This window comes from Altibacter sp. HG106 (assembly GCF_028561755.1).
Classification (GTDB): domain Bacteria; phylum Bacteroidota; class Bacteroidia; order Flavobacteriales; family Flavobacteriaceae; genus DFVG01.
This window is the reverse complement of sequence record NZ_JAQQTD010000007.1, coordinates 38855-64212: the sequence shown is the minus strand read 5'-3', so window position 1 is coordinate 64212 and position 25358 is coordinate 38855. Positions and strand designations below refer to the sequence as shown.

Here is a 25358-nt window from a genome sequence, read left to right as displayed (position 1 = left end):
TTTTTGACAAATATAATTTTAATTTTTAAAGGATAACGAGTTTTTCAAATTTTTCAACCCGCTGATTGGTTAACGTAGATTTTACCGTAATCTTATATACATAAACACCTTTTCCGATACGATCTCCAAAATCATCGCGACCATCCCAGACGATATCACGCGACAAAAACCCGTCGGTATTGATCAATTGGTTTTTGGTCCACACCACTTTTCCTGTCACTGTAAACACCTGTACCTGAACTTCTAAAGGCTCAAAAGGACGGTTATGATTGAACCAGAATTCGGTGTAATTTACAAACGGATTGGGGTAATTGAGCACACGCGTAATTTTTAATTCGTCATCACCGGCCACGACAAACTGAATTTCTTGAGTAGAGGAATTATTGTACACATCCCACGCTTTTAAGGTGAGGGTATGCAATCCTTCTTCCAGATCTCGAAGTTGATAAGAAGCGGTGCCTCTGGTAAAATCATCCACATCAGATTGGTAATATTCATTCAGAATGACCGGGTTTACCTCATCGCCATCGAGTATCGCGATCATATCGTGCCCAATGCCACTAGCGGTATTGATCCCATTTTCGTCTTCGAGCTTGGCGATGAGAATGGGCGAATCGTTCGTTACCCCTCCCGAGGTGAAGCTTTCGTCGTTCATAAAGAGACGCACCGTGGGGCCCACATTGTCTTCGGGAGCGTCTTCATTTAATCCGCCTACATTAATAGTAAGGTTAACACCGGTTTGGTCTTCTTGAAAGTTTTCTTTGACAGAATATAAGCTAACACGACCGTTTCCTACCGGAATCTGAATGTCCCGTGGCACAACGAACTCAAATTCGAATGCTCCATTGGCCACCGTAGCCTGTCCGTTGAACAAACCTTCTCCTAAGGCTCTATAATTTAGAATTAACAACTCATTGGTGGTAGGATCACGCACGCCATCGTTCCCAAGAGTTTGTCGGTCTACATACTTATCAAATACCTTGGCCTCTAGCACTCCATTGTAATCGGTTAATACATTTCCGGCCGGGTCGGTGACTACTCCGCCCAGTCGCACTTTACTGAGGGCCTGAAGCGTATCGGTGGACGCTTCGATTGGGATACCATTGATTGTAGTAAGCTCTATTTTGTTCTTCGGAAAGGCCAATTTTAAAGCCGGATCTCCTACACAAAATGCTACGCGTCTTTGTTCCGCATTAATATTCGCTTTTGCCAATCGAAGGGCTTCCGCCGGTGTTGGGTAATCGGGCGTTTCAAAACCAAAAAGAAACGGCGCTAATTGCTGATTAAAATCTACCCCGACCGATACATTAATAGACCTGGTGGTAGTTATAAGGGTAATGGCACCACCGTCTGGATTCCAGTAGGTAAGTTCTCCTGCTGTGACACGTAGCGGGTTATCGAATTTTGAAAACTCGCAGGTAACCGTGACGATGCAGGGATAGCGATTGGTGTTTTTGAGTTCTTGCGCAATGGTCTTTGTGAAGATAAATTCTTTTGCGAGTCCGTCTTCTCCACCATGCCCCAGGTAGGTCATTACTAATGAACCTACGTCGATTGCATTTTCAATCGCTTCGGTGACCGCCGGGTATCTATTTCCTCCGGCAGAGGTTTCTTGTTGGAAGGCGTCGGAATGAATTTTTTTAACGTTAACGAAGGGTATTTCTGCTTCAATCTGATCGCCTAAGGCATCTAGCGTAACCTCAATGTCTTCATATTCGTACACCTCATCTACATCGTCAGAAACCAACACAAAGTTATTGCGCCAGTTTCCGTAGGCAGCATTTGAAGAATATCCTATAATCTTATCAACCATTTGATTGGCGAGGGTAACATTGTCGGCCAGGATTCGTCCCACCGCAATGTCTAAGCGATCATTGCTTAGCATGGTACCTTCTCCCGAGTCTATCATTCCGAAGAAATCATCACTCATATACGATTGTACAGAACTACTTCCTATAAGCTCGTGATAGGTGGGGACCATATTGTTATTACCGGGAAGTCGGTTTTTATAATCTACGGAAGTATCTCCGAAGAAGCCTACGTACTTAATGCGATTTTCAGCATTGGACGCATTGTCATATATATACTTGACAAAGTTTCGAATGGCCGAAATATCCTGTTTCCCACTACTAAATTCCTGGTAGATCTTATCGGTAGTGACTACCTTGACCCGCAGCCCACTATGGTTTCTATGATGATCTGCCAATCGCAGGGCAGGCTGAATGAAAATGGGGGGCGCGACAATTAGATAGTCAACATCCTGAAATCCGCCGCCAGTGGCATTGAAGACGCTTCCTTTCAGGTTTTGGTTGGGTACACGCGCGTCAGGAATTTCGATAGGGGTAAAGTAGTCGGAAGGGTTTACCGCCACATACTCTCGAATTTCTCCCAAATTAGCCTTGAAGGTAAGAGAACCACTTCCGTCGTGTTCTTTCACCACAATCGAAGCTGGCTGTGTAACATCCCACACTTCTGAAAATTGGGCGGCATTTGCGATTTGATATTCCCCAACGCCAGAACTCGTCGCGGCATCGTTATATCGGAAGGACAATTGACCCGCTACACCCGCAAGCGCTCGCATGGTTTCAATGCGTATATAATCCAGATAGGCTACAGAAGAAGGGTTACCCGAATTATTATAGGTCATGTCTACCGTAATTTCTTCTGTACCTAGCGGAACTTCTGCGGTCGTTTCTTGAATGGACAGTAAAAAAGACTGACTAGTGGCCCCAAAATTTAAGGGGTCGAGGCTGGTACCATTTACCGAGACCGCCATAGAGGTTATGGACTCGGAGGTTGCTGCGGCCCGGATAATTATATTGGTGGGGACGCTACTCACAATATTAGGAATGGTAAAAGTAAAGGATTGCTCACTTTCGATATCAAATCTGTTGCCATACCATTGTCTTCCCACCAGCGACGGACTAAATTCATCTTCCTCAAAGAACAGTGCGTCGTTAAAGGTAGTAATAGGCGTTCCGGCTCCAGAGGGTTCGTTCATGGGACGCACGCGAAGACCCGGACCACCATCGGCGGTAATGTAATAATAGGTTTCATCACTGTAGGGATTGAGGTGAGAATCGTTTTCCTCGACATAACCCTGAGTTCCTTCGCCGTAAAACAAAATAAAATCACCCGAGTCAAAAGAATTATCGGCTTCTCCCACGACTTTTATGGCGACTTCGGGTAAATCGATTTGATCATTAAGGTCGTTCGCCAATGGTAAGGGCTTCCCTCCATGACCATAAATTTTAAGGTTCCGGGGATTGATGCTCCCGACATTCATCCCCAAACGCTCGAGAAAAGAACGATCGAGTTGGTAGACACCCGATTTATCAATTCTGAATTTGAACCAGACACCGTTTGCCAGGACCGAATTGCTCAATGGCATTTTAGTCCCGATACTGCTACGGCCTCCATACGAAACCGTAAAATCAAAGGAAACCACCTTTTGAAGGCTTCCGTTTCTACGCACTATAGGAGAAATCATAAGTTGTGTATGCAATACATCACGAGCACTGCTCGTACTAATAGAAGCCGTAATGGATGTAGGCACCAACGTTTCATTGACCGCGGCTCTTTCCGCAGCGGTTACACTTTCGTAGCGTACGTTGGTAAGCTGTAAGGAGTTTGGCGCCACCCAGGCATTATCCCGCCAATGGTAGTAAAACGCCAGCTGAAATTCATCTACATGCAACGATTGAGAGACACTCTCACGCGTGGTTAGTATTTCCGAAGGATTGGCGGAAGTCTTTGTGGCACTTTCGGTAGCCGACGGGTTGAGTCGGCTCCAATCAATAGTCACCGAACGCTGTTGCGCTACAATCGGCAATAGAAACAAAAAGAAAACGACAACTAGTAAGGATTTTCTCATCATAAATACTAACGCCTCAAATATACACTTAGTATTCTGTAAGAGGCAAGTTTTTCAGCAACACTATAAGCAATCATATTGGCATGATATACTAAACCAAAAATTGAAGCGTTATCGAACAGTGTCGGTCGCTAAGACCTATCCTTACAGCGTATTAATTTAACAAAATAATATTGCGCTTTTGACGTTAATTAGTATATTGCGAACCCAATTTTGCACAACCTTAAACTATGAACTTAAGAAAAACCCTAGCGTTGCAGCTTGCTTTGGCAGTCGTGGCTACGACCTTTTTTGTGAGCTGTAGCAAATCACGTGATTATAAGAACAGTTCTCGTGCTACCGGTTGGAAAATGAACTCCAAAGATGGTGGTTTCCAGTACAATCCGCAGGCAAAAGAACAGGAAACCGGCCCCGGTTTGGTCTTCATTGAAGGAGGAACCTTTACGATGGGGAGGGTACAAGATGATCCGATGCATGATTGGAATAACAGTCCGAATCAACAACACGTACAGTCCTTCTACATGGACGAAACAGAGGTTACTAACTTAATGTACCTCGAATATCTTGACTGGTTGAAAGGGGTGTTTCCACCTTCCGAAGAAAACTATCGAAAAATATATGAAGGCGCCTTGCCAGACACTCTTGTATGGAGAAACCGACTTGGTTTCAACGAGGTGATGACCAATAACTATTTGCGTCACCCTGCCTATGCCGATTATCCGGTGGTGGGTGTAAGTTGGATTCAAGCGGTTGAATTCAGTAACTGGCGTACCGATCGTGTAAACGAATTGATCCTGGAAGAAGAAGGATTTACTTCGAGAAACGCACGATATGATGTAGAACCGGGAGAAACCTTCAGCACAGAAACGTATTTAAATTCACCTACCAAAACGTACGGTGGAAATGACTCTATTACCCGTGGCGGAAAACGATCTGAATCCTTAGCAAGAAGAAACGAAGACAGTACCAATTTATACGTTCAGCGCAAAGATGGTCTTTTGTTACCTTCGTACCGACTTCCAACGGAAGCCGAGTGGGAATATGCCGCTTTAGGTTTGGTAAGTTTACGTAATTACAATGTATACCGCGGAAGAAAGAAATACCCATGGGACGGACAGTATACGCGTTCAGGGAAACGTCGAAGCCGTGGAGATCAATTGGCGAACTTCAAGCAAGGAGACGGTGACTACGGTGGAATCGCAGGATGGAGTGATGACGGTGCCGATATTACAGCCGAAGTGAAATCGTACGAACCCAATGAATTCGGACTTTATGATATGGCCGGAAACGTAGCCGAATGGGTGGCGGATGTCTATCGACCTATCGTTGATGATGAGTTTAATGACTTCAACTATTACCGTGGAAACGTTTATACCAAGAACGCCATTGGCGAAGACGGTCAGGTAAAAGTAGTGACCGCCGATTCTATTGTGTACGACACCTTGAGCAACGGTAAGATCGTCGCGAGAAACCTTCCGGGAGAAATCTTGCAGGTGCCTGTAGACGAATCAGAAACGTATTTAAGAACCAACTTCTCTACCAGCGATAACCGCGATTACCGTGATGGAGATAAGCGTTCTACGCGTTACTATCAATCCTTCAGCAATGATTTCTATGATGGTGGGGATAGTGAAGTAGACAACAGCAAGCGCATGTACAACTCGCCTACACACGAAGTGTATGCAGATAGTACTGGAAACCTTGAACGTCAGTACGACGAATCTACCAAGCGAACCACCCTTATTAACAACGAAGTACGCGTGTACAAAGGAGGATCCTGGAGAGATCGCGACTACTGGTTAGATCCGGCTCAGCGACGCTATTTCCCGCAGGATATGGCAACCGACTATATCGGATTCCGTTGCGCCATGTCTCGTGTAGGTTCAAAATCACAAAAAGGAAAACGACCAAGACACTAAGCGTCTTACGAAAAAATACAAAAACCCTCCATGCCACCATGTGAGGGTTTTTTAGTACCTTCTCAACAAGCTAGAACCCTATGGTAACCGCCGAAACCCTATACCCTCTTTTCCTGGAATGCGATGGTGTGAGTACCGATACCCGCAAGATCCTTCCGAACTCCCTGTTCTTTGCCTTGAAGGGCGCGTCTTTTAATGGCAACACCTTTGCGCAAGAAGCCCTTTCCAAAGGAGCTCGCTACGCCGTGATCGATGAAGAACAGTATGCGGTTCCTGGCAAAACTCTTTTATGTGATGATGTATTGACCTTACTACAACAGCTCGCATCGTTGCACAGAAACGAATTGGGCGTTCCCATTATTGCGCTTACCGGTAGCAACGGCAAGACGACGACCAAAGAACTCATTCAAGCGGTACTTTCTACTCAGTACAATACGGTCGCCACTCTAGGAAACCTGAACAATCATATTGGTGTGCCGCTTACATTACTGCGCCTCACCCCTGCTACCGAATACGGTATTATTGAAATGGGCGCCAATCACCTGAAGGAAATTGAATTCTTGAGTTCTCTTGCCATGCCTGACTTTGGCTACATTACCAACTTCGGAAAAGCGCATATAGAAGGCTTCGGAAGTCTGGAAGGCGTAGTGCAAGGAAAAACCGAACTCTATCGGCATCTGAAAAAACATCATAAAATGGTGTTTGTCAACGCCACAGACACCACACAATTGCAGCATTCAGAAGGAGTCAATCGCATCACCTTTGGTAACGCTTCTGCCGATATTCCAATAACCTTAGCTTCGGAAGATCCCACCATTACCGTAGCGGCACAAGACAACACCATTCAAAGCCAGCTAGGGGGTGTGTATCACTTCGGAAATATTGCCGCGGCCGTGGCGATAGGAATACACTTCAACGTAACCATCGACAACATTAAAAACGCCATTGAAAGCTACCACCCAAAAATGAATCGTAGTGAACAACGAGAACACAACGGTCACCATATTTTGCTGGACGCCTACAACGCCAACCCTACTAGCATGCAAGCAGCGCTGAAGCATTTTCTCGCGCGCAAAGCGCCGCATAAAGTCGCCATTCTGGGTGATATGTTCGAATTGGGGGCAACCGCTTCCGAAGAGCATCAGCAAATTGTTGATATGATGCATACGGCAGCCATTGATAAGGTGTTTTTAGTAGGCGCCCATTTTGCGGCTACTCGCCATACAGCTGCACACATACAGGTGTTCGAAACCTTTGATGCCTTCGCCCAAGCACTTCAAAAAGAACCGCTGCCGAAAAGCCATATGCTTATTAAGGGGAGTCGCGGCATGGCACTGGAACGCGCCCTACCCTATCTGTAAAATTTGCCATTCTCTTAACAGATTTTGTTTAACAGATGTTTATTTTTGTTAGACAAATGAAACCTTCTCAGCGTCCTACCAAAATTTGCCCGGTTTGTCAACGACCCTTTCAGTGGCGTAAAAAGTGGGAACGCGACTGGGAATCGGTTATTTATTGTAGCAACGGATGTCGAAAGAAAAAGAAAACAGTACCGCATTAGTTTGGTTTCGGAACGACCTCCGAACGAAGGATCAGCACTCCTTATACCAAGCTACTACCAAACATCGCAACGTCATTGGCGTATATTGCTTTGACCCCAGGCAGTTTCAGAAAGATCGCTTTGGATTTCCCAAGACCAACGCTTTTCGAGCGAAATTTCTAAAGGAGACGGTAAAAGAGCTACGATTATCGTTGCGGGAATTGAATATCCCATTGTTCATTTATTTTGAAAAACCCGAAACAATTCTTCCCGAATTAATTTCAGAATATGATATCTCCTGTATTTACACCCAGGAAGAATGGACTTCTGAAGAAAAAGAAATAATAACCAACCTCAAGAAAAATCTTATCGAAACCAATGTGACGGTACAAACGTGTTATGACCAGTTTTTGTTTCACCCGGACGACGTTCCCTTCGCTCTGAATGACATTCCAAAGGTGTTTACCACCTTTCGAAAGAAACTGGAAAAATATTCCGAAGTGCGACCACTAGTAGCGCCGGAACCGCTTGAGCTTTCAAACTTTGTCGATACAGAAACAGAGGTACCCAGTTGGAAAACCCTGGAACTTAGTCCGCCTAAAACACATCCCAATACCGCGTTTCCTTTTTCCGGAGGAGAAAAAGAAGCACTGCATCGCCTGCAACATTATCTTTTTGAAACACGCCAATTAAGCACCTATAAACATACGCGCAACGGACTCATAGGCACGGCATACAGTTCAAAATTTTCTGCTTGGCTCGCCAATGGAAGTGTGTCTTCACGCACCATATATCATGCGGTAAAACGCTATGAAAAAGAAATTGAAAAGAATCAAGACACGTATTGGTTGCTCTTCGAATTGATATGGCGCGACTTCTTTAAATATGTGTCTCTTGCCCATGAGAACGCGATTTTTCAGCTAGGAGGCATATTACAAAAGGAGTACGATTGGAATACGGATTGGGATCAAATTAACGCCTGGATCGAGGGTAAAACGGAGTCGGATTTTGTGAATGCGAATATGATCGAGTTTAAAAAGACCGGGTGGATGAGCAATCGTGGAAGACAAAATGTGGCGTCCTACTTTGCTAAAGAGCTACTACAGGATTGGCGTATTGGTGCCGCCTACTTTGAATCACAACTCATCGATTACGACGTGCATAGCAACTACGGCAATTGGATGTATGTGGCAGGCGTCGGAAATGATCCACGGGACCGGAAATTTAATGTGGCTAAGCAAGCGGAACGTTACGATGCCGATGGCGCTTTTCGAGCCTTGTGGACCGCTGAAACTACTGACATATGAAGACACTCCGACTTATTTTAGGCGATCAGTTAAACGCCAAGCACAGCTGGTTTTCGGAGTCTGATGACAACGTATTGTATTATATGGCTGAAATGCGTCAGGAAACCGACTATGTAACGCATCATATTCAGAAGGTGGTGGGATTCTTTGCCGCCATGCGGAATTTTTCGGATTGGCTTCAAGAGCACGGCCACAGGGTGCTGTATCATACGCTGGACGATGCTGATAATCAACAATCCCTTCCGAAGAACATTACCGCACTCATAGAAATCGAACAAATTGATAAATTTGAATACCTGCTTCCTGATGAATATCGGTTGGACGAACAATTACAGGAACTATGCGAAGCAATCGATATTCAAACGGAAGCTTTCGACACCGAACACTTTTTGACCACCCGCGAAGAGTTATCTTCCTTCTTTTCTGACAAAAAAACCTATACCATGGAGTACTTCTATCGCTACATGCGAAAGAAGCACGATATTCTAATGGTGAACGATAAAGATCCGGAGGGAGGCAAATGGAACTACGACAAGAGCAATCGCAAGAAATGGAAGGGCACGCCCGAGATTCCGCATGATAAAGGCTTTCGAAAGGATGTTTCAGAACTGGTCACCTTACTGAAGGATCAACAGGTTAAAACCATGGGCACCATTGATGCCAAGCAATTTCGTTGGCCAACCTCCAGAACCGATTGCCTAGCGGTGTTACGGTATTTTACGGAAGAATTGCTAGTACATTTTGGTGATTATCAAGACGCGATGGACCCCAAAGAGTCGTTTCTTTTCCACAGTAAACTGTCGTTTGCGCTTAACACCAAAATGCTCTCTCCCAAGGAAGTGATAGATGCCGTGATCGAGACCTGGGAAAAAGATAAAGAGCGTATTGATATTTCTCAGGTAGAAGGCTTTGTGCGCCAAATTCTAGGATGGCGTGAATTTATGCGTGGCATGTATTGGCTCGAAATGCCAGGATTTCGACGCTCCAATAAACTTGACAACCAGAATAAGCTCCCTGATTTCTACTGGACCGGTGATACCAAGATGAATTGTTTGCATCATGCCATCAAGCAAAGTATGGATCATGCTTACGCACATCATATTCAGCGGTTGATGATCACCGGCAACTTTGCCCTCCTAACGCAAACGCATCCCGACGAAGTGGATGCCTGGTATTTGGGCATCTACATAGATGCGATTGAATGGGTTGAAATTACCAACACCCGGGGTATGAGTCAGTTTGCCGATGGTGGTAAAATCGCGACCAAACCTTATGTTTCCAGCGGAAGTTATATTAATAAGATGAGCAACTATTGCGGCGATTGCCAATATAAGGTATCTAAAAAGACCGGAAAGGATGCTTGCCCGTTCAACAGCTTGTATTGGCATTTTCTAGATGACAAAAAAGAGTACTTTAAAGACAATCAACGAATGAGCATGATGATGAATTTGCTCGAAAAAATGAACAAAGAAACATTAACCGCGCATAAGGAGCGTGCGCATGACATTATAAAAAACCCAGATGCATACTGAAAATTTTACCGAGAGAGAGAAAGACAGGATCATAGAAATGGCCTGGGAAGACCGAACGCCCTTTGAAGCGATCACGTTTCAGTTTGGGTTGACCGAAGACGAAGTGATTACCTTTATGCGCCAACAGATGAAAGCCTCGAGCTTTCGCATGTGGCGGAAGCGCGTTCAAGGTCGCGCAACCAAACACGCCAAATTGCGTACCTTTGAAGGAAGCGATAATCGATTTAAAAGTTCGCGACAGCGACATATTTCTCACAATAAAATAGCAAAGCGAAAATGAGCAGCCACAAAAAGAAACCAGATCAGGTAGTCTACGATGAGCAGCAACAACGCTATGATGCCTCATTGAAGGCCTATGGCACCAATCTGGGCGCTCCTGCTATCACGACGACCGATACTACGCATTGGAAGAATCGGAACATTGAGAAAGTTAACAAACAATTGGAAACCCGCTTTGCCGCCCTCAAAAAGCAATTGGATACCTTACGGGACGAATATGAATACAACAACCTAATCTATAATGCTCGGTTTCAATTTGAGCCCAATGTAGGCGCTACCTACTTTCTGTACCGCGATAAAAAGGAAGCTTTATTTCTGTCTCCAATTGCTCCAGACGAGTGTTCATTTGATTACGTGGGCACCTTCCAACTAACCGCCGATAAATTGTGGAAGAAACTTCCGGACCCTTCGTAGGCACGATTTATTTGAGCAATACACGCATTGCGTTTTCTTATACGTTAGGAAAATTCTAAAATCGGTTAAAGGGCGTTAAAACACTTTATTCCAGTTGTTTATTGACGTATCTTTACATTGAAAAATTACCAAATATAGCATACATGAACTATCTAGAAGAACAAGAAAAATTACATAAGCCAACCGTTAAGGAACTCAATATTTTGTTGGCAGATTATCACTTATATTATCAAAAGCTTCGGAATTTCCACTGGAATATTTTAGGGGAGAACTTTTTTGATTTACATCTGAAATTTGAAGAGTTGTATACCGATGCTCGCGAAAAGATTGATGAGATCGCAGAGCGTATCCTGACGCTGAATTTCCACCCGATGAGTAAATACAGTCATTATCTGGAAATCTCAAACATCACTGAAGAGAAATCACTTATTGATGATAAGAAGATGGTGAACTGCTTAATCGAGGATCACGGAAAACTACTGGAACAAATGAAAAAGGTTGTGAAGAAGGCAGACGATTCTGGGGATGAAGGTACCATCGATTTGATTGGCGCCTACATTCGGTATTTGGAAAAAGCCAGCTGGATGCTGAATGCTTGGACGAAGCGAGGCAAAGAACGGCTCAACAGTAGCATCCTAAAAGAGTAGACACCACCTATATGACAAAAAAGCCCACGGCACCGTGGGCTTTTTTATGTCTTTGCGTTCGAACGTTTAATGTAGTTTCTTTAACGGTTTTTTCTTGATCATTCCGCCTTTGGCATCTTTTACAGAAGCCATGATAATAAATGCCTGCTCGTCTACTTTGTCAATTTCAGTTTGCAATCTACTCATTTCTAAACGGGTAATGACGGTATAGACCACCATCGTATCTACCAGACCAATGCCTTCCTTCGGAAAACCATTCTGAGCCTTGTACAGCGTACATCCCCTTCCTAGTTTTTCAATAAGCACCTTTCGTATCTCCTCGTGTTTTTCAGAAATAATGGTCACTCCCATAAATTCTTCGATCCCGTCGATCACAAAATCCACGGTCTTAGAGGCGGCAAAATAGGTGAGAATGGCGTAGAGCGCGATTTCCGTGGAAAAGATATAGGCCGCCGTTAGAAATATAGCGATGTTGAATATAAGAATGACATTACCCACCGTTAGATTCGACTTCCTACTGATGTATATAGCGAGCACCTCGGTCCCATCGATAATGGCCCCACCCCGTATGGCGAGACCGATGCCCAAGCCCAAAAACAATCCGCCAAAAGAAGCGATCAGGATGGGGGCATTGGTTAACGAATCAAAATGGATAAGATACAAGGACAACGAAAGCAGCGAAATACCGATAATGCTTTTAATCGCAAATCGCCTGCTTACCGCCACGTAAGCCAATGCAATGAAAGGGAGGTTGATTCCGAAGATCAAAAGCGGTAGCGGTATCCCTGACAACTCGGTAATGATCAGGGAAATTCCGGTAACTCCGCCATCAATGAAGGAATTGGGTAGTAGAAAACCGTGCAATCCGAAGGTAGCCGACAACACACCCAGCACAATGTAGAAGAAATCTTGCAACTCGTGCGAGACTTCAATCTCAATTCGCTTGGTCTTCTCTTCGATAAATGCGGTGGTTGCTTTCGTAGCATGATTCTGATACCGCCGCTTTACCGCTTCTTTAATGATGCTTTTAAAGAGTGTATTCACTGTGTGTTGATTTTGGTATAAAAGATAGGAGGAAGTTGGTTTCTTACCAATGAAAAACCAAAAATATTACCAACGATTCCAGTAAAATTTTAGGAATAAAAACCCGGGAAAAGACTTCCCAGGAGACTGCTTGATGTGGGGCATAATGGATTATTGTAATGATCCAATTAAACTCATTGCTGCAAATAGCCTCCCAGTCGCCTTCGGCAGCTAGGAATTTTTTATTTCTTTCCCTTAATTACAATGTTGCGGTACGGTCTGAAATGAAAAATCCCAGGAAGAACCTCCCCGGGAGACTGCTTGATGTGGGTCATACTGGATTCGAACCAGTGACTTCTACCCTGTCAAGGTAACACTCTGAACCAACTGAGTTAATGACCCATTATGAAGGGTTAAAAATAAAAAAACCGCAGCTATTAATCTAGCAGCGGTGCAACTATTTAATGGAAATCTTAATTAATTTTTTTCGCGTGAATCAATGACAATCGCTATCCATAACGGCTTTTACAATGGCTTCACTAGCGAGTTGAATTTCTTGAGCTGAAAGTTGGACATTTTCCCGTTCTTCAGGCAACAAAGTTGTTCTGTGTTCCTGTTCTGGTGAACAACCATTGAGTGCTAAAATTAGCAGGATCACTATCGCAAAAGCATTTTTCATAATAAAATTATTTATTCCCATGATAAGGAGTTAGACAAAACCGGGAGCTAACGTTTAAAGATAATAAATTTTTAGTTATCTGATTATATGAGACATAGAAACTATTAAAAAAAATTGCACTTGGAGAGTGATCTACTGTAATACTCCAATTCCCAGCTACGAATAAAATCCAATCGGTTTAGGGTTCTTTTCCTTCGGAAAACATCCCAAAGCCAAACCACGATTGCAAATAGAATCATCCCTAAACTGCTTTGCCGTTATTGGGATTCTGCTTGAAGTGGGCGCGAGGACGGCCGAGCGTTCATAAAAAGTCCAATGGACTTTTTTAGCGAGGAGCGAAACGGTAGCAAGGCTTTATAATATTTGCAAGCAAAAGCCGTATTTCATACGGGATTCTTTTCCTGCGGAAAACATACCGAAGCGAAACCACGATTGCAAATAGAATCATCCCTAAACTGCTTCGCAGTTATCGTATTTTTCATTTCTTCACGGATGAGAACAAGCTCTCACCGCTTGAAATGAAAAATCCCGATGCAATGCTGCATCGGGATTCTGTTTGAAGTGGGCGCGAAGGGATTCGAACCCCTGACCCCTTGGGTGTAAACCAAGTGCTCTGAACCAACTGAGCTACGCGCCCCAATATGTCAACTTCGCCAACTTCAAATTTTCACTGCGTGTAGCGAAGTTGCCTGTCCGCCGTAGTGAACGGAGGAGAAAGCTACGCGCCCTTTCAGTTAGCGGATGCAAATATAAGGTAGTTTTTATTTCCCACAAACAAATACGTAAAAAATATCACACCACCTCCGCCACCGTAAAAGTACTCCCGCCTACGAAGATCAGGTCGGTGGTATGAGCAGCATTTTTCGCCGCTTCTAACGCTTTTGCAACCGACTCGAATACAGCCCCTTGCAGGTCAAATCTTTGGGCTATTTCCTGCAATTGCAAAGCTGGTAGCCCCCTAGGAACATCTGGTGTTGCGAAATAGTAGTGCGCCGCTTTCGGAAAGAGGGGTAATATTGAATCAAGGTCTTTATCATTGACAACTCCCATTACAATATGCAGTTGCTCGTAGGGTTCTTCCGCAAGTTGCTGTAGTACATACGTCAACCCCTCCCTATTATGCGCCGTATCACAAATGATCGTTGGCGCGGTTCCCAACACCTGCCACCTTCCTTGTAAGCCCGTATTTAGTAAGACATTCTGAAGCCCCAGTTGCAGGTGTTCTTCGGAAATGTTCCATCCTTGATTCCGTAACGATTGTAACGTTGCCAATACGGTTTTCAAATTCTTCTTTTGGTACGTTCCTTTAAGTGGCAACTCATAGTTCGGCCAATCGGTATGTTCTGCAAAAACCAGTGGGGCGTGTTTGGCTTCCGCTATTTCCTGAAATACCGGTTCCGATTGTTCGTGAATTTCTCCAATAACCACGGGAACTCCTTCTTTTATGATCCCTGCTTTTTCTCGAGCAATAGCCGCAATAGAACTTCCTAAGAACTGCGTGTGATCTAAACCAATATTGGTAATGACAGAAACTTCCGGCACGACCACATTGGTACTGTCTAAGCGACCGCCCATCCCCACTTCTACGATGGCGATATCCACGTTTTCCTTTCTGAAATAATCAAAGGCCAGGCCCACCGTCATCTCAAAGAATGAAAGTGCCTGGTCTTCAAAAAAGTGTTGGTGCTTTTGAACAAAGGAAGCCACCTCATCTTCAGTAATCATCGCGCCATCAATTTTAATACGCTCCCGAAAATCCTTTAAGTGTGGCGAGGTGTACAATCCTGTCTTATAACCGGCTTCTTGCAGTACTGAAGCGAGCATATGACTCACAGAACCTTTTCCATTGGTTCCGGCCACATGAACGCTTTTAAAGCTGTGGTGGGGGTGTTCCAAATGGTCCATCAGCGCAAGGGTATTCGATAAATCGGCTTTATAGGCTACTTGCCCCTGTCGCTGGTACATGGGTAACTGCTTGAACAGCCACGCAATCGTTTCAGAATAGTTACTCACAGTCTACTTAATGGGATACCAATAATTTTTGGGTCGTAGTTCCTTCCGAAGAAACTATTTGCACATAATACATTCCTTCCGACAACGTTGCCACAGAGAGCGCTACACTTTTTTGCTGCGGAAAGGCTTGCTGCTCAATTAAAGTTCCGGTTGCGTTGTATAATTTCCAAACACCACTTCGCGGTGTCTCAAAGAAAATTACGGTACGTTCCGAAGCAGGGTTCGGAGCTAACACGGGGGAAGCTGTACCTACTTCCGAAACAGAAAATATGTCTGAACTTAAATCCAATCGATAGCTCGACCGACCATACGTAGCGATATACAATTGATCGTTTGCCTCGTCGATATGCATATCATTAACCACCACTGAAGGAATATTCGCTCCCAATACCTGCCAATTGGTTCCTTCATCCTGACTTCCAAAAACGCCCACATCCGTGGCGATGATCAAGTTGTCAAAACGATCTTTTACAATATCATTCACCGGGATATCCGGTAAGCTGGTTCCGATATTTGTCCAGGTCGCTCCGGCATCGGTGCTTTTATAGACATGACCGTTATCTTCTCCAAATCGATACCCAGAAAGCGTTACATATACTGTATTGGCATCCACTCTATCTGCCAGCACCTTCGTGACCCAACGATCCGGTAGGCCTGCCGAAATATCAGTCCAAGTGGTCCCACCGTCTGGCGTTGTAAACACCGTACCGTCGTCGGCTCCAGTATAAATCCGGTTGCTATCCAGCGTAGAAACATCGATGGTCGTAAGGGTTCCAAAAGTAAGATTTCCTCCGCCCGGTCCGTTTGTTAAATCGGGACTAATCACCGTCCAATTGTTTGCGGCATTTGTCGTACGATACAGTCGATTCGTACCAAAATACAAGGTTTGTGAATTGTCGGGATCAAAACAAATAGGCGTATCCCAGTTGTTCCGATCGGCACCGTCGATGCCGTTCAACACCAAGTTGAAAGAGGCGCCGTTATTTGTCGATTTTACGAGTCCGCCATACTGCGATAAGGCATAAATCACATTAGTATCGGTAGGATCGACTAAGGGTTGGAATCCATCTCCTCCCGTAATGATATTCCAATCTCCCAAAGCGCCGGAACTAGTTCGCATGGTGCTATTATCTTGAGCACCCCCATATCGTTTATCACTGTTTTGCGCATCGACATGGAAGCGATAAAACTGCGTTATAGGCAGGGTTTCGTCCTTCGTCCAACTCGCACCCCCATTCAAACTTTTATAAAAACCGCCGTCATTCCCCAGTAACACGATATCAGAATTGTTAGGATGAAATGCCATGGCATGCTGATCCACGTGAACACCGGGAAAAGAAGCAGTCCAGTTATTTCCCCCATCGGTTGATTTTTCAACGACAAAGTCGACATTATACAGCACGTCCTCATCGGTAGGATCCACATAAATTCCACGAAACCACCAGTGAAAGCCTACGTTGGTCAGCTGACTCGAATTTACTTCCGTCCAGGAATCACCGCCATCGCTACTACGATACACCCCCTCAATGCTTCCTGACGCATTGGCGTAGCGCGCGTACAACACATCCGGGTTAGAAGGTGCAATCACAATACTGATACGTCCTTTATCGGTAGGGGCTGAGGGAAGCCCTGTGGTTAATTCGGTCCAGGAATCACCGCCGTTTAGTGATCGGTAGATTCCGGAAGTAGCACCGCCGTATTGTCTAAATTCCGGTCGGCGTATGCGCTCCCAGGTGGCCGCATATAGAATATCGCCGTGGGTGGGGTGCATGGCCATATCGATCACTCCGGTCACATCGCTAATGAACAATACCTGCTCCCAGGTAGTGCCGCCATCAGTGGTTCGGTACACGCCGCGATTGTCGTCATCCCGAAAGAGAGGGCCCATGGCACCTACAAAGACTGTGTTTCCGTCATTAGGATCTATTAAAATTTTACCCACGCTGCCAATATCTGGCAAGCCTTTAGGTTGCCACGTAAGGCCGCCATCGATGCTTTGATATACCCCATCGCCGTCATAGGCTAAAGAACCTCCTCCGGCATTCACTTCGCCTGTACCTACCCAAACAATATCATTGTTCGCTTCGGAAATGGTGATGTCGCCAATAGACAGCATTTCCTGATCATCAAAGATGGGCGTCCAACTGCTACCCCCATCGGTGGTTTTAAAAATTCCTCCGGAAGCCGCCCCAACATAATAGGTATCGGGGTTGTTGGAAGGGATCTCAATATCGGTAATACGACCTCCAATATTGGTAGGTCCTGTAAATTCCCACACGGCCGCGGAAGGCGCCTCGCTGTTGCGTTGTTTTTTCCATGCAATGGCTTCCCGATACGCCGAGGTATTAAGTTGTCCTGAAGGAAACGCCCGCTGCATAAACATGACATCGGTAGGCGCTTTTTCTGATGTTGCTCCTGAAGTTTTGGATGTCTGAATGTCTTGACACCCTAAAGAGAAAATGGATAGTAATAAAAGAGTAAGGTATTGGAGTTTCATAGTATCTTATTTTTGATAAAGATACTGAAAAACAGCAGCTTTTTTTGACACTGAGAAAACGAGCTACTGAAAGATGCTACGCAGGCTATTTATTGAAAGATTGCGTATATAAGAACCATAAATCTTGGCTGTGATATAAAAGAAGAGCCACTTATATAGACCTAGTTATTTCGTATATTGACGACGCTCCCCTGCATGTGTAACCGGCTATTACACCCTAGCATTAATCTGTGATGGTGATATTGTGGATACATATAACCTTGTTAAAAATTAATTTTATGAAACCCTATATAGTTCTTGCATGCTTGCTATATGCCACAATAACCCTAAGTCAAGGAAGCATTGAGCGAGTTACGATTTCGCCTACCGGCGATCCTGCAGAAATTGACGTGGAAGTGGTAATGCATAGCCCTAATTTTTCGACAGCCTATCTCGAAGAAGCTCAGGTGGTTACTACTGACAGTATCATCCTAAAGTTATGCTACGTTCAAAATCTTAATGTTATCCCTACCACCATCACTACCGATCATCTAATAACACTACCTCAGGTGCCCGCGGATTATCATTTTACATGCGAGATATATTTTACCTTAGATCCTGAACTGGAATGTAATTATTTACCCAAAGAGCTTGCCGATAGCGCCTCAAATACTTTTTCTGCCCCGCTGGAAGACCCCATCGTGTTAAATGTGGAAAGTACAATGTTGGCTATGCTTACTATCACCCCTATCCCGGGGCGGGAGATCATCACCATACAAGGAGCAGCCATTCCCGTGCAACAGCTCACTCTCTATAATGCTCAAGGTCAAAACGTGCAACACCAAAATGGTGGCACGCTACCTTTACGTATGGATGTGAGTACCCTGCCAGCCGGCCTCTATTTTTTAACGATAGAAGCCAAAAACGCTAGGGAGATAAAAAAATTAATAATAGCTCGGTAATTCATAACTCACTATTGTAAAAGTTTGAAATTGTGGATACATATAACCTTCTCAAAAATTAATTTTATGAAACCCTATGTAGTTCTTGTGTTCTTACTATATACCACGGTCACCCTGTGTCAAGGCAGAATTGAGCGAGTTACGATTTCGCCTACCGGCGATCCTTCAGAAATTGATGTGGAAGTGGTAATGCATAGTCCTAATTTTTCGACAGCCTATCTTGAAGAAGCACAGGTGGTTACTAATGACAGTATCATCCTAAAATTATGCTACCTCCAAAATCTTGATGTTATCCCTACCACCATCACTACCGATCATCTAATAACACTACCTCAGGTGCCCGCAGACTATCATTTTACATGCGAGATATATTTTACCCTGGATCCCGAACTGGAATGTAATTATTTACCCAAAGAGCTTGCCGATAGCGCCTCAACTACTTTTTCTGCCCCGCTGGAAGACCCCATCGTGTTAAATGTGGAAAGTACAGCACTGGCCATGCTTACCATCACCCCTATCCCGGGGCGGGAGATCATCACCATACAAGGAGCCGCCATCCCCGTGCAACAGCTCACACTCTATAATGCCCAAGGTCAACAAGTACAACAAAAAAAGGGTGGTACCTTACCCTTACGTATGGACGTGAGCACCCTGCCAGCCGGAGTGTATTTTTTAACGATAGAAGCCGAAAATGCCAGAGAAATTAAAAAACTGATAATTGCCCGGTAGTTTCCTAATGTATTATTGTGAAAGTTTGAAATTGTAGATGATTTTCCCAATCTGCTTGGCGGGCGCATTGCTATCGGAATTAAATTTTGTTGCCAAGGCGGCGCGCTTGGCGGGCTCCAGCAAACATCTTGAATTATTCGTAGTTCCACGCACCCCGGGAGTGGCGCTGATTACGCGACCGTTGCGGTCTACTTCGATACTTACCACCACCGTTCCGGCTTCGTTGCATTCCTGAGTCTCCTTGGCCTTGTTCAACGCTTTTCGGCCGCCCAATAGATAATTTCCGTCGCCATCCAATCCTTTGCCGGTACCGTAATAACTTTTGGCATTGGGGTCGCCATTGGGATCTCCTTTATCACCCCTGGTGTTGTCATCGCCTTCGCTGCCTTGGGCGGTACCGTTGTTTTTAGGTCCGTTAATCAGGCTCGAAATAGCGTCGGTAGTGGTTTTATCAGGTTTGGGTTCTACCTTTTTTGGAGGTTCCTTCTTAGGCGTCTCTTTAGGCGTTTCTACCGCCTCCACCTTTTTTTCTTCTTTTTTGATGACAGGAGCTTCCTCAGTATCTTGTGTGACCACCTCTTCTTTGATCTCGCTTTTGGGTTGTGAAACGGGTGGCGGGGTGGTTTCCTGAGGCGCCGATTTGATAGGTTCATTAGGCTGAACGTCTCCACTACCCGTGTCCATGGTGCCGAAGTTTACGGCAATCCCATCTTCAGGAGGCGGGTCTAAATACGTAAGCCCCACGTAGAACAACAGCAGCAAAATAAGCACGTGTAGCACCACGGTGATCGTCATGCTTCTTTTTTTATGTTGGGTGTCTAATAGTGCCATGTGTTGTTGAACTACAAAATTTGATTCCAATGTTTCTTTCTGCGTTACGGACCTGTCTGCCGCCTTAACCTCATATTTGAGAAATCAGGCAGATTGAGGCAATCTACCGTGTAGTGCCGAAAGCCTGCCTCTGCCGGCAGGCAGGCCGGACCGCGCCGCAGGCGGGGGAACGCCCTAATTGGGACGTACCGCTAGAACGACCTTAAAATCGTTTTTATTGGCAATGTCCATTACAAAGACGGCATCTTCAATGGGCACACCTTCTTCGGCTCTTAAAATGATGGTAGGCTCTTCCTGTCCTGCCAATATGCTTTTCAATTCTGATTCAATGCTGTATTCACTAACGCGCTCTTTATTTACATAATACGCGCCGGCGCTGGTAATACTTACCGAGGCTTTTTGCTGATTCGTTGATTTTCCTTTTGCCTTCGGAAGTATAAGATCCAGGGCATCCGGAGTAATCGCAGGAGAGGTCAATAGGAAAAAGACTAACAACAGGAATACAATATCGGTCATGGAGCTCATGCTGAATTCGGGACTGATTTTATTTCGACCGCGTAAATTCATTTTAAGCCGGTTCGTTTAATAAGTCGAGGAAATCTACTGCCGTGGCTTCCATTTGGTGGACTACCTTATCGGTGCGCACCACCAGGTGGTTATATCCCATATAGGCAATAATCCCCACGATCAATCCTGCAACTGTTGTCGTCATCGCTGTGTAAATACCTTCGGCAAGAGCGCCCATTTCTGCTTGTCCGCTGCTCGTCGCCAATTGATGAAACGCCAATACCATCCCGATCACCGTTCCCAAGAACCCAATCATGGGTGCGGCTCCGGCGATGGTCGCTAACACACTTACGTTCTTTTCAAGCTTATAGACCTCTAATCGACCTGCATTTTCGATGGCGGTGTTGATATCCTCTAACGGACTCCCAATACGCGATACCCCTTTTTCGGTAAGGCGGGCCACCGGACTGTTTTGTTGGGCACAGAGCATTTTAGCCGCTTGTACATTTCCGTTCGCTACATTGTCTTTGATCTGGTTCATGAAATTGTTGTCCAGTTTAGAAGCGGCTTTGATCGCAAACAAGCGCTCAAAGTAGATATAGACCGCAATAAAAAGCAATACGAACAGAACTCCAATAATGACTTGCGCTCCGAGGCCGCCATTCATAATGAGTTCAATAACCGACAGTGTTTTTTCTTCTACAACGGGCTCTAATTCTTGCCCGGTTGCTTCCGCACCGTCCTGAAAGAAGAGGGTAAGCATAGGTTCCTTTAGGTTTTAATGGATAACGACAAAGGCGTCTTTAAATTGTTTGGGACTTAGAAAAGGTATTCTACCGCTAAGAACACGGCGGCACCGGCTAAGAAGCCGATCAATGCCAACCAAGCTATTTTGCGCAGATACCAGATGAAGTCGATTCGCTCCATTCCCATAGCGGCTACACCCGCAGCCGATCCAATGATGAGCATACTTCCTCCGGTTCCGGCAGAATAGGCGATAAAATGCCATAGCGGTGAATCCATGGGAGCGTCATACATTCCCATAGAGGCTGCTACTAGCGGCACGTTGTCGATGATCGCCGACAAGACTCCTAAGAGAATAACCACCACATCCTGACTCGGAATGGCTTTCTGAAGTACTTCCGCTAAATATCGAAGGGTTCCTACTTCTTCCCCGTTAACGACACCGTATACCAGACTTTCCAATCCGGCGACGGCCATTAGAATTCCTAAGAAGAATAGAATACTGGAAATTTCAATCCGCGACAATGCTTTATGCGCCGAATAGAGATGACGCCGTTCTTCGGTAAAATCTTCTTCCGGGTGAATGTATTCAGAAACCAACCATACAACTCCTAGGGCCAGCATCATTCCCATGTACGGCGGTAAGTGGGTTACTGTTTTAAAGATGGGTACCGATACGATCATTCCCAAACCAAGAAATAACATGGTGCGACTGCTCAACAGTCGTTCGGCTTCCAGGTCTTCAGTACTATCCACCGAAATTTCTCCTTTGAAGGGTTTAAGCATGCCCGCAATAAAGAAGGGCAATAAGAAACAGGCAATAGAAGGTAATACCACATACTCAATCAATCCAAGCGCACTTACGCGGTCTGCGATCCAAAGCATGGTGGTAGTAACGTCTCCAATGGGCGACCAGGCTCCACCAGCGTTGGCGGCAATCACAACCATAGCCGCATACCAAAGGCGGTCTTCTCGCTTCTGAATGAGTTTGCGAAGTAAAGTTACCAGAACGATCGTCGCGGTAAGGTTATCGATAATAGCCGAAAGGATAAACGCTAAAATACCAATGATCCACAGCAATTTGCGCTTACTTCGGGTTTTCACGGCGCCTTTCAGCACTTCAAACCCACGGTGAAGATCAATAATCTCGACAATGGTCATGGCGCCAATTAGGAAGATTAAAATTTCTGCGGTCTTCCCTAAATGGTGTAATAAGGTTCCATTGAAGCCCTCTTCGGCCACTTCACCTCCCGACAAAAAGTTAAAGGCTTGTTCTTCCGTATTGATAACATCAAACCAACCTTCATGGAATCCTACCGCTAATAAGGCCCAAATAAGTGCGGCCATGATAAGCGCGGGAACTGTTTTGTCTAATTTTAAGGGGTGTTCGAGTGTAATAGAGAGATAGCCTATTACAAATATCAAGATAATGATGGACTCCATATATGGGTGTGTTTAGTATGGTTCTAAATTAATTGTTTCAGCGCAATTTCAAAAGCCGTCTTGCTAATATTTGTCTTGGTGCTGTTATTGTCGAAGGTATTCTGAATGGCATTTCGGATGGTCATGGAGGTATCATTGAAGATGGCCTCGTCTGTCATTTGTACCTTCCGTTCCATAAAATAAGCGAACACACGAGCCATTCCGCAGTTACTAATAAAATCAGGGATTAAACTGACTTTGTTATCGGTAAACTCCATAATGGGACCGAAGAATATTTCCGTATCGGCAAACGGCACATTGGCGCCGCAGCTAATCACTTCCAGACCCGTATCGATCAAGGTCGCGATCTGCTCTTGCGTGATCAGTCGGGACGCGGCACAAGGCGCAAAGATTTCGGCTTCCAAACTCCAGATTTTTTCGTTCATTTCTTCAAACGAAAGCATGTTTTCGGTCTGCAAAGTATTGCGCTCTTTCTTCAGAAACAACGATTTGATCTCTTCAAAGCCTAATCCATCTTCGTCAATAATTCCGCCAACGCGATCGATGATTCCCACTATTTTAGCGCCCGCCTGAGCCAGGTAGTAGGCCGCTGAAGCGCCTACGTTTCCAAAGCCCTGCACGATCGCACGCTTCCCTTTGATATCTCCACCGTAGATCTCATAATAATGTCGCGCTGCTTCTGCTACACCATACCCGGTGATCATGTCTGCCACCGTATATTTTCTAGAGGCATCCGGAGAATAGGTTTCATTTTCCAGAACCTTAATGACACCTTGCCGTAATTGCCCAATGCGATTGATCTTATCGGCTTCGGAAGGCGTAAAATGACCGTTGAACACCCCCTCTTGAGGATGCCATACGCCGCTTTCTTCGGTGATGGGAATTACTTCGTGAATTTCATCGACATTGAGGTCGCCCCCGGTTCCATAGTAGGCTTTCAAAAGGGGAGAAACCGCTTTATACCAGCGTTCTAAGACTCCTTTTTTTCGTGGGTCGCTAGGATCGAAATTAATACCAGACTTCGCGCCACCGATAGGCGGACCCGAGACGGTAAATTTCACTTCCATGGTTTTGGCCAGAGATAGCACTTCGTTTTGATCGAGACCGGGACGCATACGCGTTCCGCCGCCGGCTGCGCCGCCTCGTAATGAGTTGATGACGGTCCACCCTTCCGCTTCGGTTTCTGGGTCGTTCCAGTGGAATACAATTTCGGGATCTTTTTCTTCGTACTTCTTAAGGAGTTCTTTCATGCAGGAATAGCTTCGATACGGAAATTTAAAGTAAGAACTACAAATATAGAAAAGTTGTGAAGGCTTTAGGTTATTTTACCATTATTTTAGGGTTTATAAATCACACCGCTTGAATGGTCTTTTGACGCCCCTGTGACGCTTGAAAGACAGTTCGCCTCACCTCGCAATCGCAACACCCCCAGAAGCGCAAATACCAGGGCTTCCTTAAAATCAATAAGCTGTTTTTCAGGCAAGATGTAGGTTGCTCGGGAATGTATTCGAAGGCGGTTCAGCAAATAATCGTTGTAGGCACCCCCGCCAGTAACCAGTACGGTAGCCTGCGGATTAAATTGGCGACTTAATTGTACCGCGATGTGTTCGGTGACGGTGCGCAGTATATTTTTAGGAGGTTCTTCGGAAGCATTTAGAAGCGGAAACATCTCTTGAAGAACCCATTCTATTCCCAGCGATTTAGGCGGCTTTTGCTTGTAAAACGACAGAGAATTGAGCTGTTCAAGCAATTCTTCATTAATGGTACCCGAAGCAGCCAGTGCTCCTGAAGCATCGTACTCAAATCCTAATTTTTCAGCATAGCGATTCAGCACAATGTTAACCGGACAGATATCGTAGGCGATCCGTTTGCCTTGGTACTCAAAAGAACAGTTCGCAAAACCTCCCAGATTTAAACAATAGTTGTATTCCGAAAATAGAAGGCGATCTCCTACGGGGACCAAGGGAGCCCCTTGCCCCCCCAAGTCCACGTCGGCCACGCGAAAATCACAGACCACGGTGGTTTGCAAGAGCGACGCCAACGCTTGCTGATTGCCGATTTGCAGGGTATACCCTTTGTCGGGTTCATGCAAGATAGTATGACCGTGACTACAAACGGCATCGAAGCCTTGTAGGGTCGTTTGCCCGAAGTGCTCTTTGATAACAGACGCCAGATAGTGGGTATACTTATGATTTAACTGTTGCAATCGGCCTTCCGAAAAATGAACCGCTTCTCGCAGGATATGTTTCCAGGTAGGATCATACGGGATTGTTTGGGTCTCTTCCAACGAAAAGGACCAATGGTTATCCCTGCCTTCCGTGGGTGCCTGTAACGACACCACCGCGAGATCGATCCCATCCAAGGAAGTGCCACTCATCACTCCGAGTACCCGATATTGGTTCTGCTTCATTTCTGTAAAAATAGCGCGATTCATTGAAA

At 45.2% G+C, this 25358-nt stretch carries 21 protein-coding genes and 2 tRNA genes; 10 read left to right on the top strand and 13 right to left on the bottom strand.

Annotation, left to right across the window (positions count from 1 at the left end):
• Positions 1–25: 25 nt before the first annotated feature.
• Positions 26–3874, bottom strand: coding sequence for a type IX secretion system sortase PorU (gene porU, locus PO830_RS12495; protein ID WP_272853916.1), 3849 nt, complete (start codon positions 3872–3874; stop codon positions 26–28).
• Positions 3875–4104: 230 nt separating this feature from the next.
• On the opposite strand from porU, the gene gldJ reads away from it, so the two are divergent.
• The 8 genes from gldJ (at position 4105) to PO830_RS12455 (ending at position 11512) form a co-directional block, all read left to right on the top strand.
• A complete protein-coding gene (gene gldJ, locus PO830_RS12490) occupies positions 4105–5793 on the top strand; it encodes a gliding motility lipoprotein GldJ (protein ID WP_272853915.1) in 1689 nt (562 codons plus the stop codon).
• Positions 5794–5873: 80 nt separating this feature from the next.
• Entirely contained in the window at positions 5874–7154 is a 1281-nt protein-coding gene (locus tag PO830_RS12485) for a UDP-N-acetylmuramoyl-tripeptide--D-alanyl-D-alanine ligase (RefSeq protein WP_272853914.1), read from the top strand.
• Between the two features lie 35 nt (positions 7155–7189).
• Positions 7190–7354: a DUF2256 domain-containing protein gene (locus PO830_RS14835; protein WP_442870111.1), complete on the top strand. Its 165-nt coding sequence runs from the start codon at positions 7190–7192 to the stop codon at positions 7352–7354.
• A complete protein-coding gene (locus tag PO830_RS12475; RefSeq protein ID WP_272853912.1) occupies positions 7321–8640 on the top strand; it encodes a DASH family cryptochrome in 1320 nt (439 codons plus the stop codon). The genes PO830_RS14835 and PO830_RS12475 overlap by 34 nt, the downstream gene beginning before the upstream one ends.
• Complete coding sequence (locus tag PO830_RS12470; RefSeq protein ID WP_272853911.1) at positions 8637–10172, top strand: cryptochrome/photolyase family protein; 1536 nt, start codon at positions 8637–8639, stop codon at positions 10170–10172. The genes PO830_RS12475 and PO830_RS12470 overlap by 4 nt, the downstream gene beginning before the upstream one ends.
• Positions 10162–10452 carry a TIGR03643 family protein gene (locus PO830_RS12465; protein ID WP_272853910.1) on the top strand — a complete coding sequence of 97 codons (291 nt, stop codon included), beginning with the start codon at positions 10162–10164 and terminating at the stop codon, positions 10450–10452. The genes PO830_RS12470 and PO830_RS12465 overlap by 11 nt, the downstream gene beginning before the upstream one ends.
• The gene (locus PO830_RS12460; protein ID WP_272853909.1) at positions 10449–10865 is read left to right on the top strand and encodes a DUF2452 domain-containing protein; all 417 of its coding nucleotides are present in this window, start codon (positions 10449–10451) and stop codon (positions 10863–10865) included. The genes PO830_RS12465 and PO830_RS12460 overlap by 4 nt, the downstream gene beginning before the upstream one ends.
• A gap of 143 nt (positions 10866–11008) precedes the next feature.
• Positions 11009–11512, top strand: coding sequence for a Dps family protein (locus PO830_RS12455; RefSeq protein ID WP_272853908.1), 504 nt, complete (start codon positions 11009–11011; stop codon positions 11510–11512).
• A 66-nt stretch (positions 11513–11578) separates the two neighbouring features.
• Here the strand turns inward: PO830_RS12455 and PO830_RS12450 are convergent, their stop codons facing one another.
• The 6 genes from PO830_RS12450 to PO830_RS12425 form a co-directional block, all read right to left on the bottom strand.
• Positions 11579–12556 carry a YitT family protein gene (locus PO830_RS12450; protein WP_272853907.1) on the bottom strand — a complete coding sequence of 326 codons (978 nt, stop codon included), beginning with the start codon at positions 12554–12556 and terminating at the stop codon, positions 11579–11581.
• Between the two features lie 306 nt (positions 12557–12862).
• Positions 12863–12937: transfer RNA gene (locus PO830_RS12445), tRNA-Val, on the bottom strand.
• A 94-nt stretch (positions 12938–13031) separates the two neighbouring features.
• On the bottom strand, positions 13032–13214 hold the full coding sequence (locus tag PO830_RS12440; RefSeq protein WP_272853906.1) for a hypothetical protein: 183 nt from the start codon (positions 13212–13214) through the stop codon (positions 13032–13034).
• Positions 13215–13776: 562 nt separating this feature from the next.
• A tRNA-Val gene (locus PO830_RS12435) sits at positions 13777–13851 on the bottom strand.
• Positions 13852–14006: 155 nt separating this feature from the next.
• Positions 14007–15227 carry a bifunctional folylpolyglutamate synthase/dihydrofolate synthase gene (locus tag PO830_RS12430; RefSeq protein ID WP_272853905.1) on the bottom strand — a complete coding sequence of 407 codons (1221 nt, stop codon included), beginning with the start codon at positions 15225–15227 and terminating at the stop codon, positions 14007–14009.
• A 7-nt stretch (positions 15228–15234) separates the two neighbouring features.
• Positions 15235–17724, bottom strand: coding sequence for a T9SS type A sorting domain-containing protein (locus PO830_RS12425; RefSeq protein WP_272853904.1), 2490 nt, complete (start codon positions 17722–17724; stop codon positions 15235–15237).
• 278 nt (positions 17725–18002) lie between these two features.
• On the opposite strand from PO830_RS12425, the gene PO830_RS12420 reads away from it, so the two are divergent.
• Together PO830_RS12420 and PO830_RS12415 are read left to right on the top strand one after the other, a co-directional pair.
• Positions 18003–18665: a T9SS type A sorting domain-containing protein gene (locus tag PO830_RS12420; RefSeq protein WP_272853903.1), complete on the top strand. Its 663-nt coding sequence runs from the start codon at positions 18003–18005 to the stop codon at positions 18663–18665.
• Positions 18666–18731: 66 nt separating this feature from the next.
• Entirely contained in the window at positions 18732–19394 is a 663-nt protein-coding gene (locus PO830_RS12415) for a T9SS type A sorting domain-containing protein (RefSeq protein WP_272853902.1), read from the top strand.
• A gap of 12 nt (positions 19395–19406) precedes the next feature.
• On the opposite strand, the gene PO830_RS12410 is transcribed toward PO830_RS12415, so the two are convergent.
• The 6 genes from PO830_RS12410 to PO830_RS12385 all read right to left on the bottom strand — a co-directional run bounded on the left by PO830_RS12410 (position 19407) and on the right by PO830_RS12385 (position 25353).
• Positions 19407–20225: an energy transducer TonB gene (locus PO830_RS12410; protein WP_272853901.1), complete on the bottom strand. Its 819-nt coding sequence runs from the start codon at positions 20223–20225 to the stop codon at positions 19407–19409.
• A 174-nt stretch (positions 20226–20399) separates the two neighbouring features.
• Positions 20400–20792: an ExbD/TolR family protein gene (locus PO830_RS12405; RefSeq protein ID WP_272853900.1), complete on the bottom strand. Its 393-nt coding sequence runs from the start codon at positions 20790–20792 to the stop codon at positions 20400–20402.
• A 1-nt stretch (position 20793) separates the two neighbouring features.
• Positions 20794–21495, bottom strand: a complete 702-nt coding sequence (locus PO830_RS12400; RefSeq protein WP_272853899.1) for a MotA/TolQ/ExbB proton channel family protein — start codon at positions 21493–21495, stop codon at positions 20794–20796.
• A gap of 56 nt (positions 21496–21551) precedes the next feature.
• A complete protein-coding gene (gene nhaD, locus PO830_RS12395; protein WP_272853898.1) occupies positions 21552–22919 on the bottom strand; it encodes a sodium:proton antiporter NhaD in 1368 nt (455 codons plus the stop codon).
• 23 nt (positions 22920–22942) lie between these two features.
• Positions 22943–24169 carry a Glu/Leu/Phe/Val dehydrogenase dimerization domain-containing protein gene (locus PO830_RS12390; protein WP_272853897.1) on the bottom strand — a complete coding sequence of 409 codons (1227 nt, stop codon included), beginning with the start codon at positions 24167–24169 and terminating at the stop codon, positions 22943–22945.
• Positions 24170–24255: 86 nt separating this feature from the next.
• Entirely contained in the window at positions 24256–25353 is a 1098-nt protein-coding gene (locus tag PO830_RS12385; RefSeq protein ID WP_272853896.1) for an anhydro-N-acetylmuramic acid kinase, read from the bottom strand.
• Positions 25354–25358 lie beyond the last annotated feature (5 nt).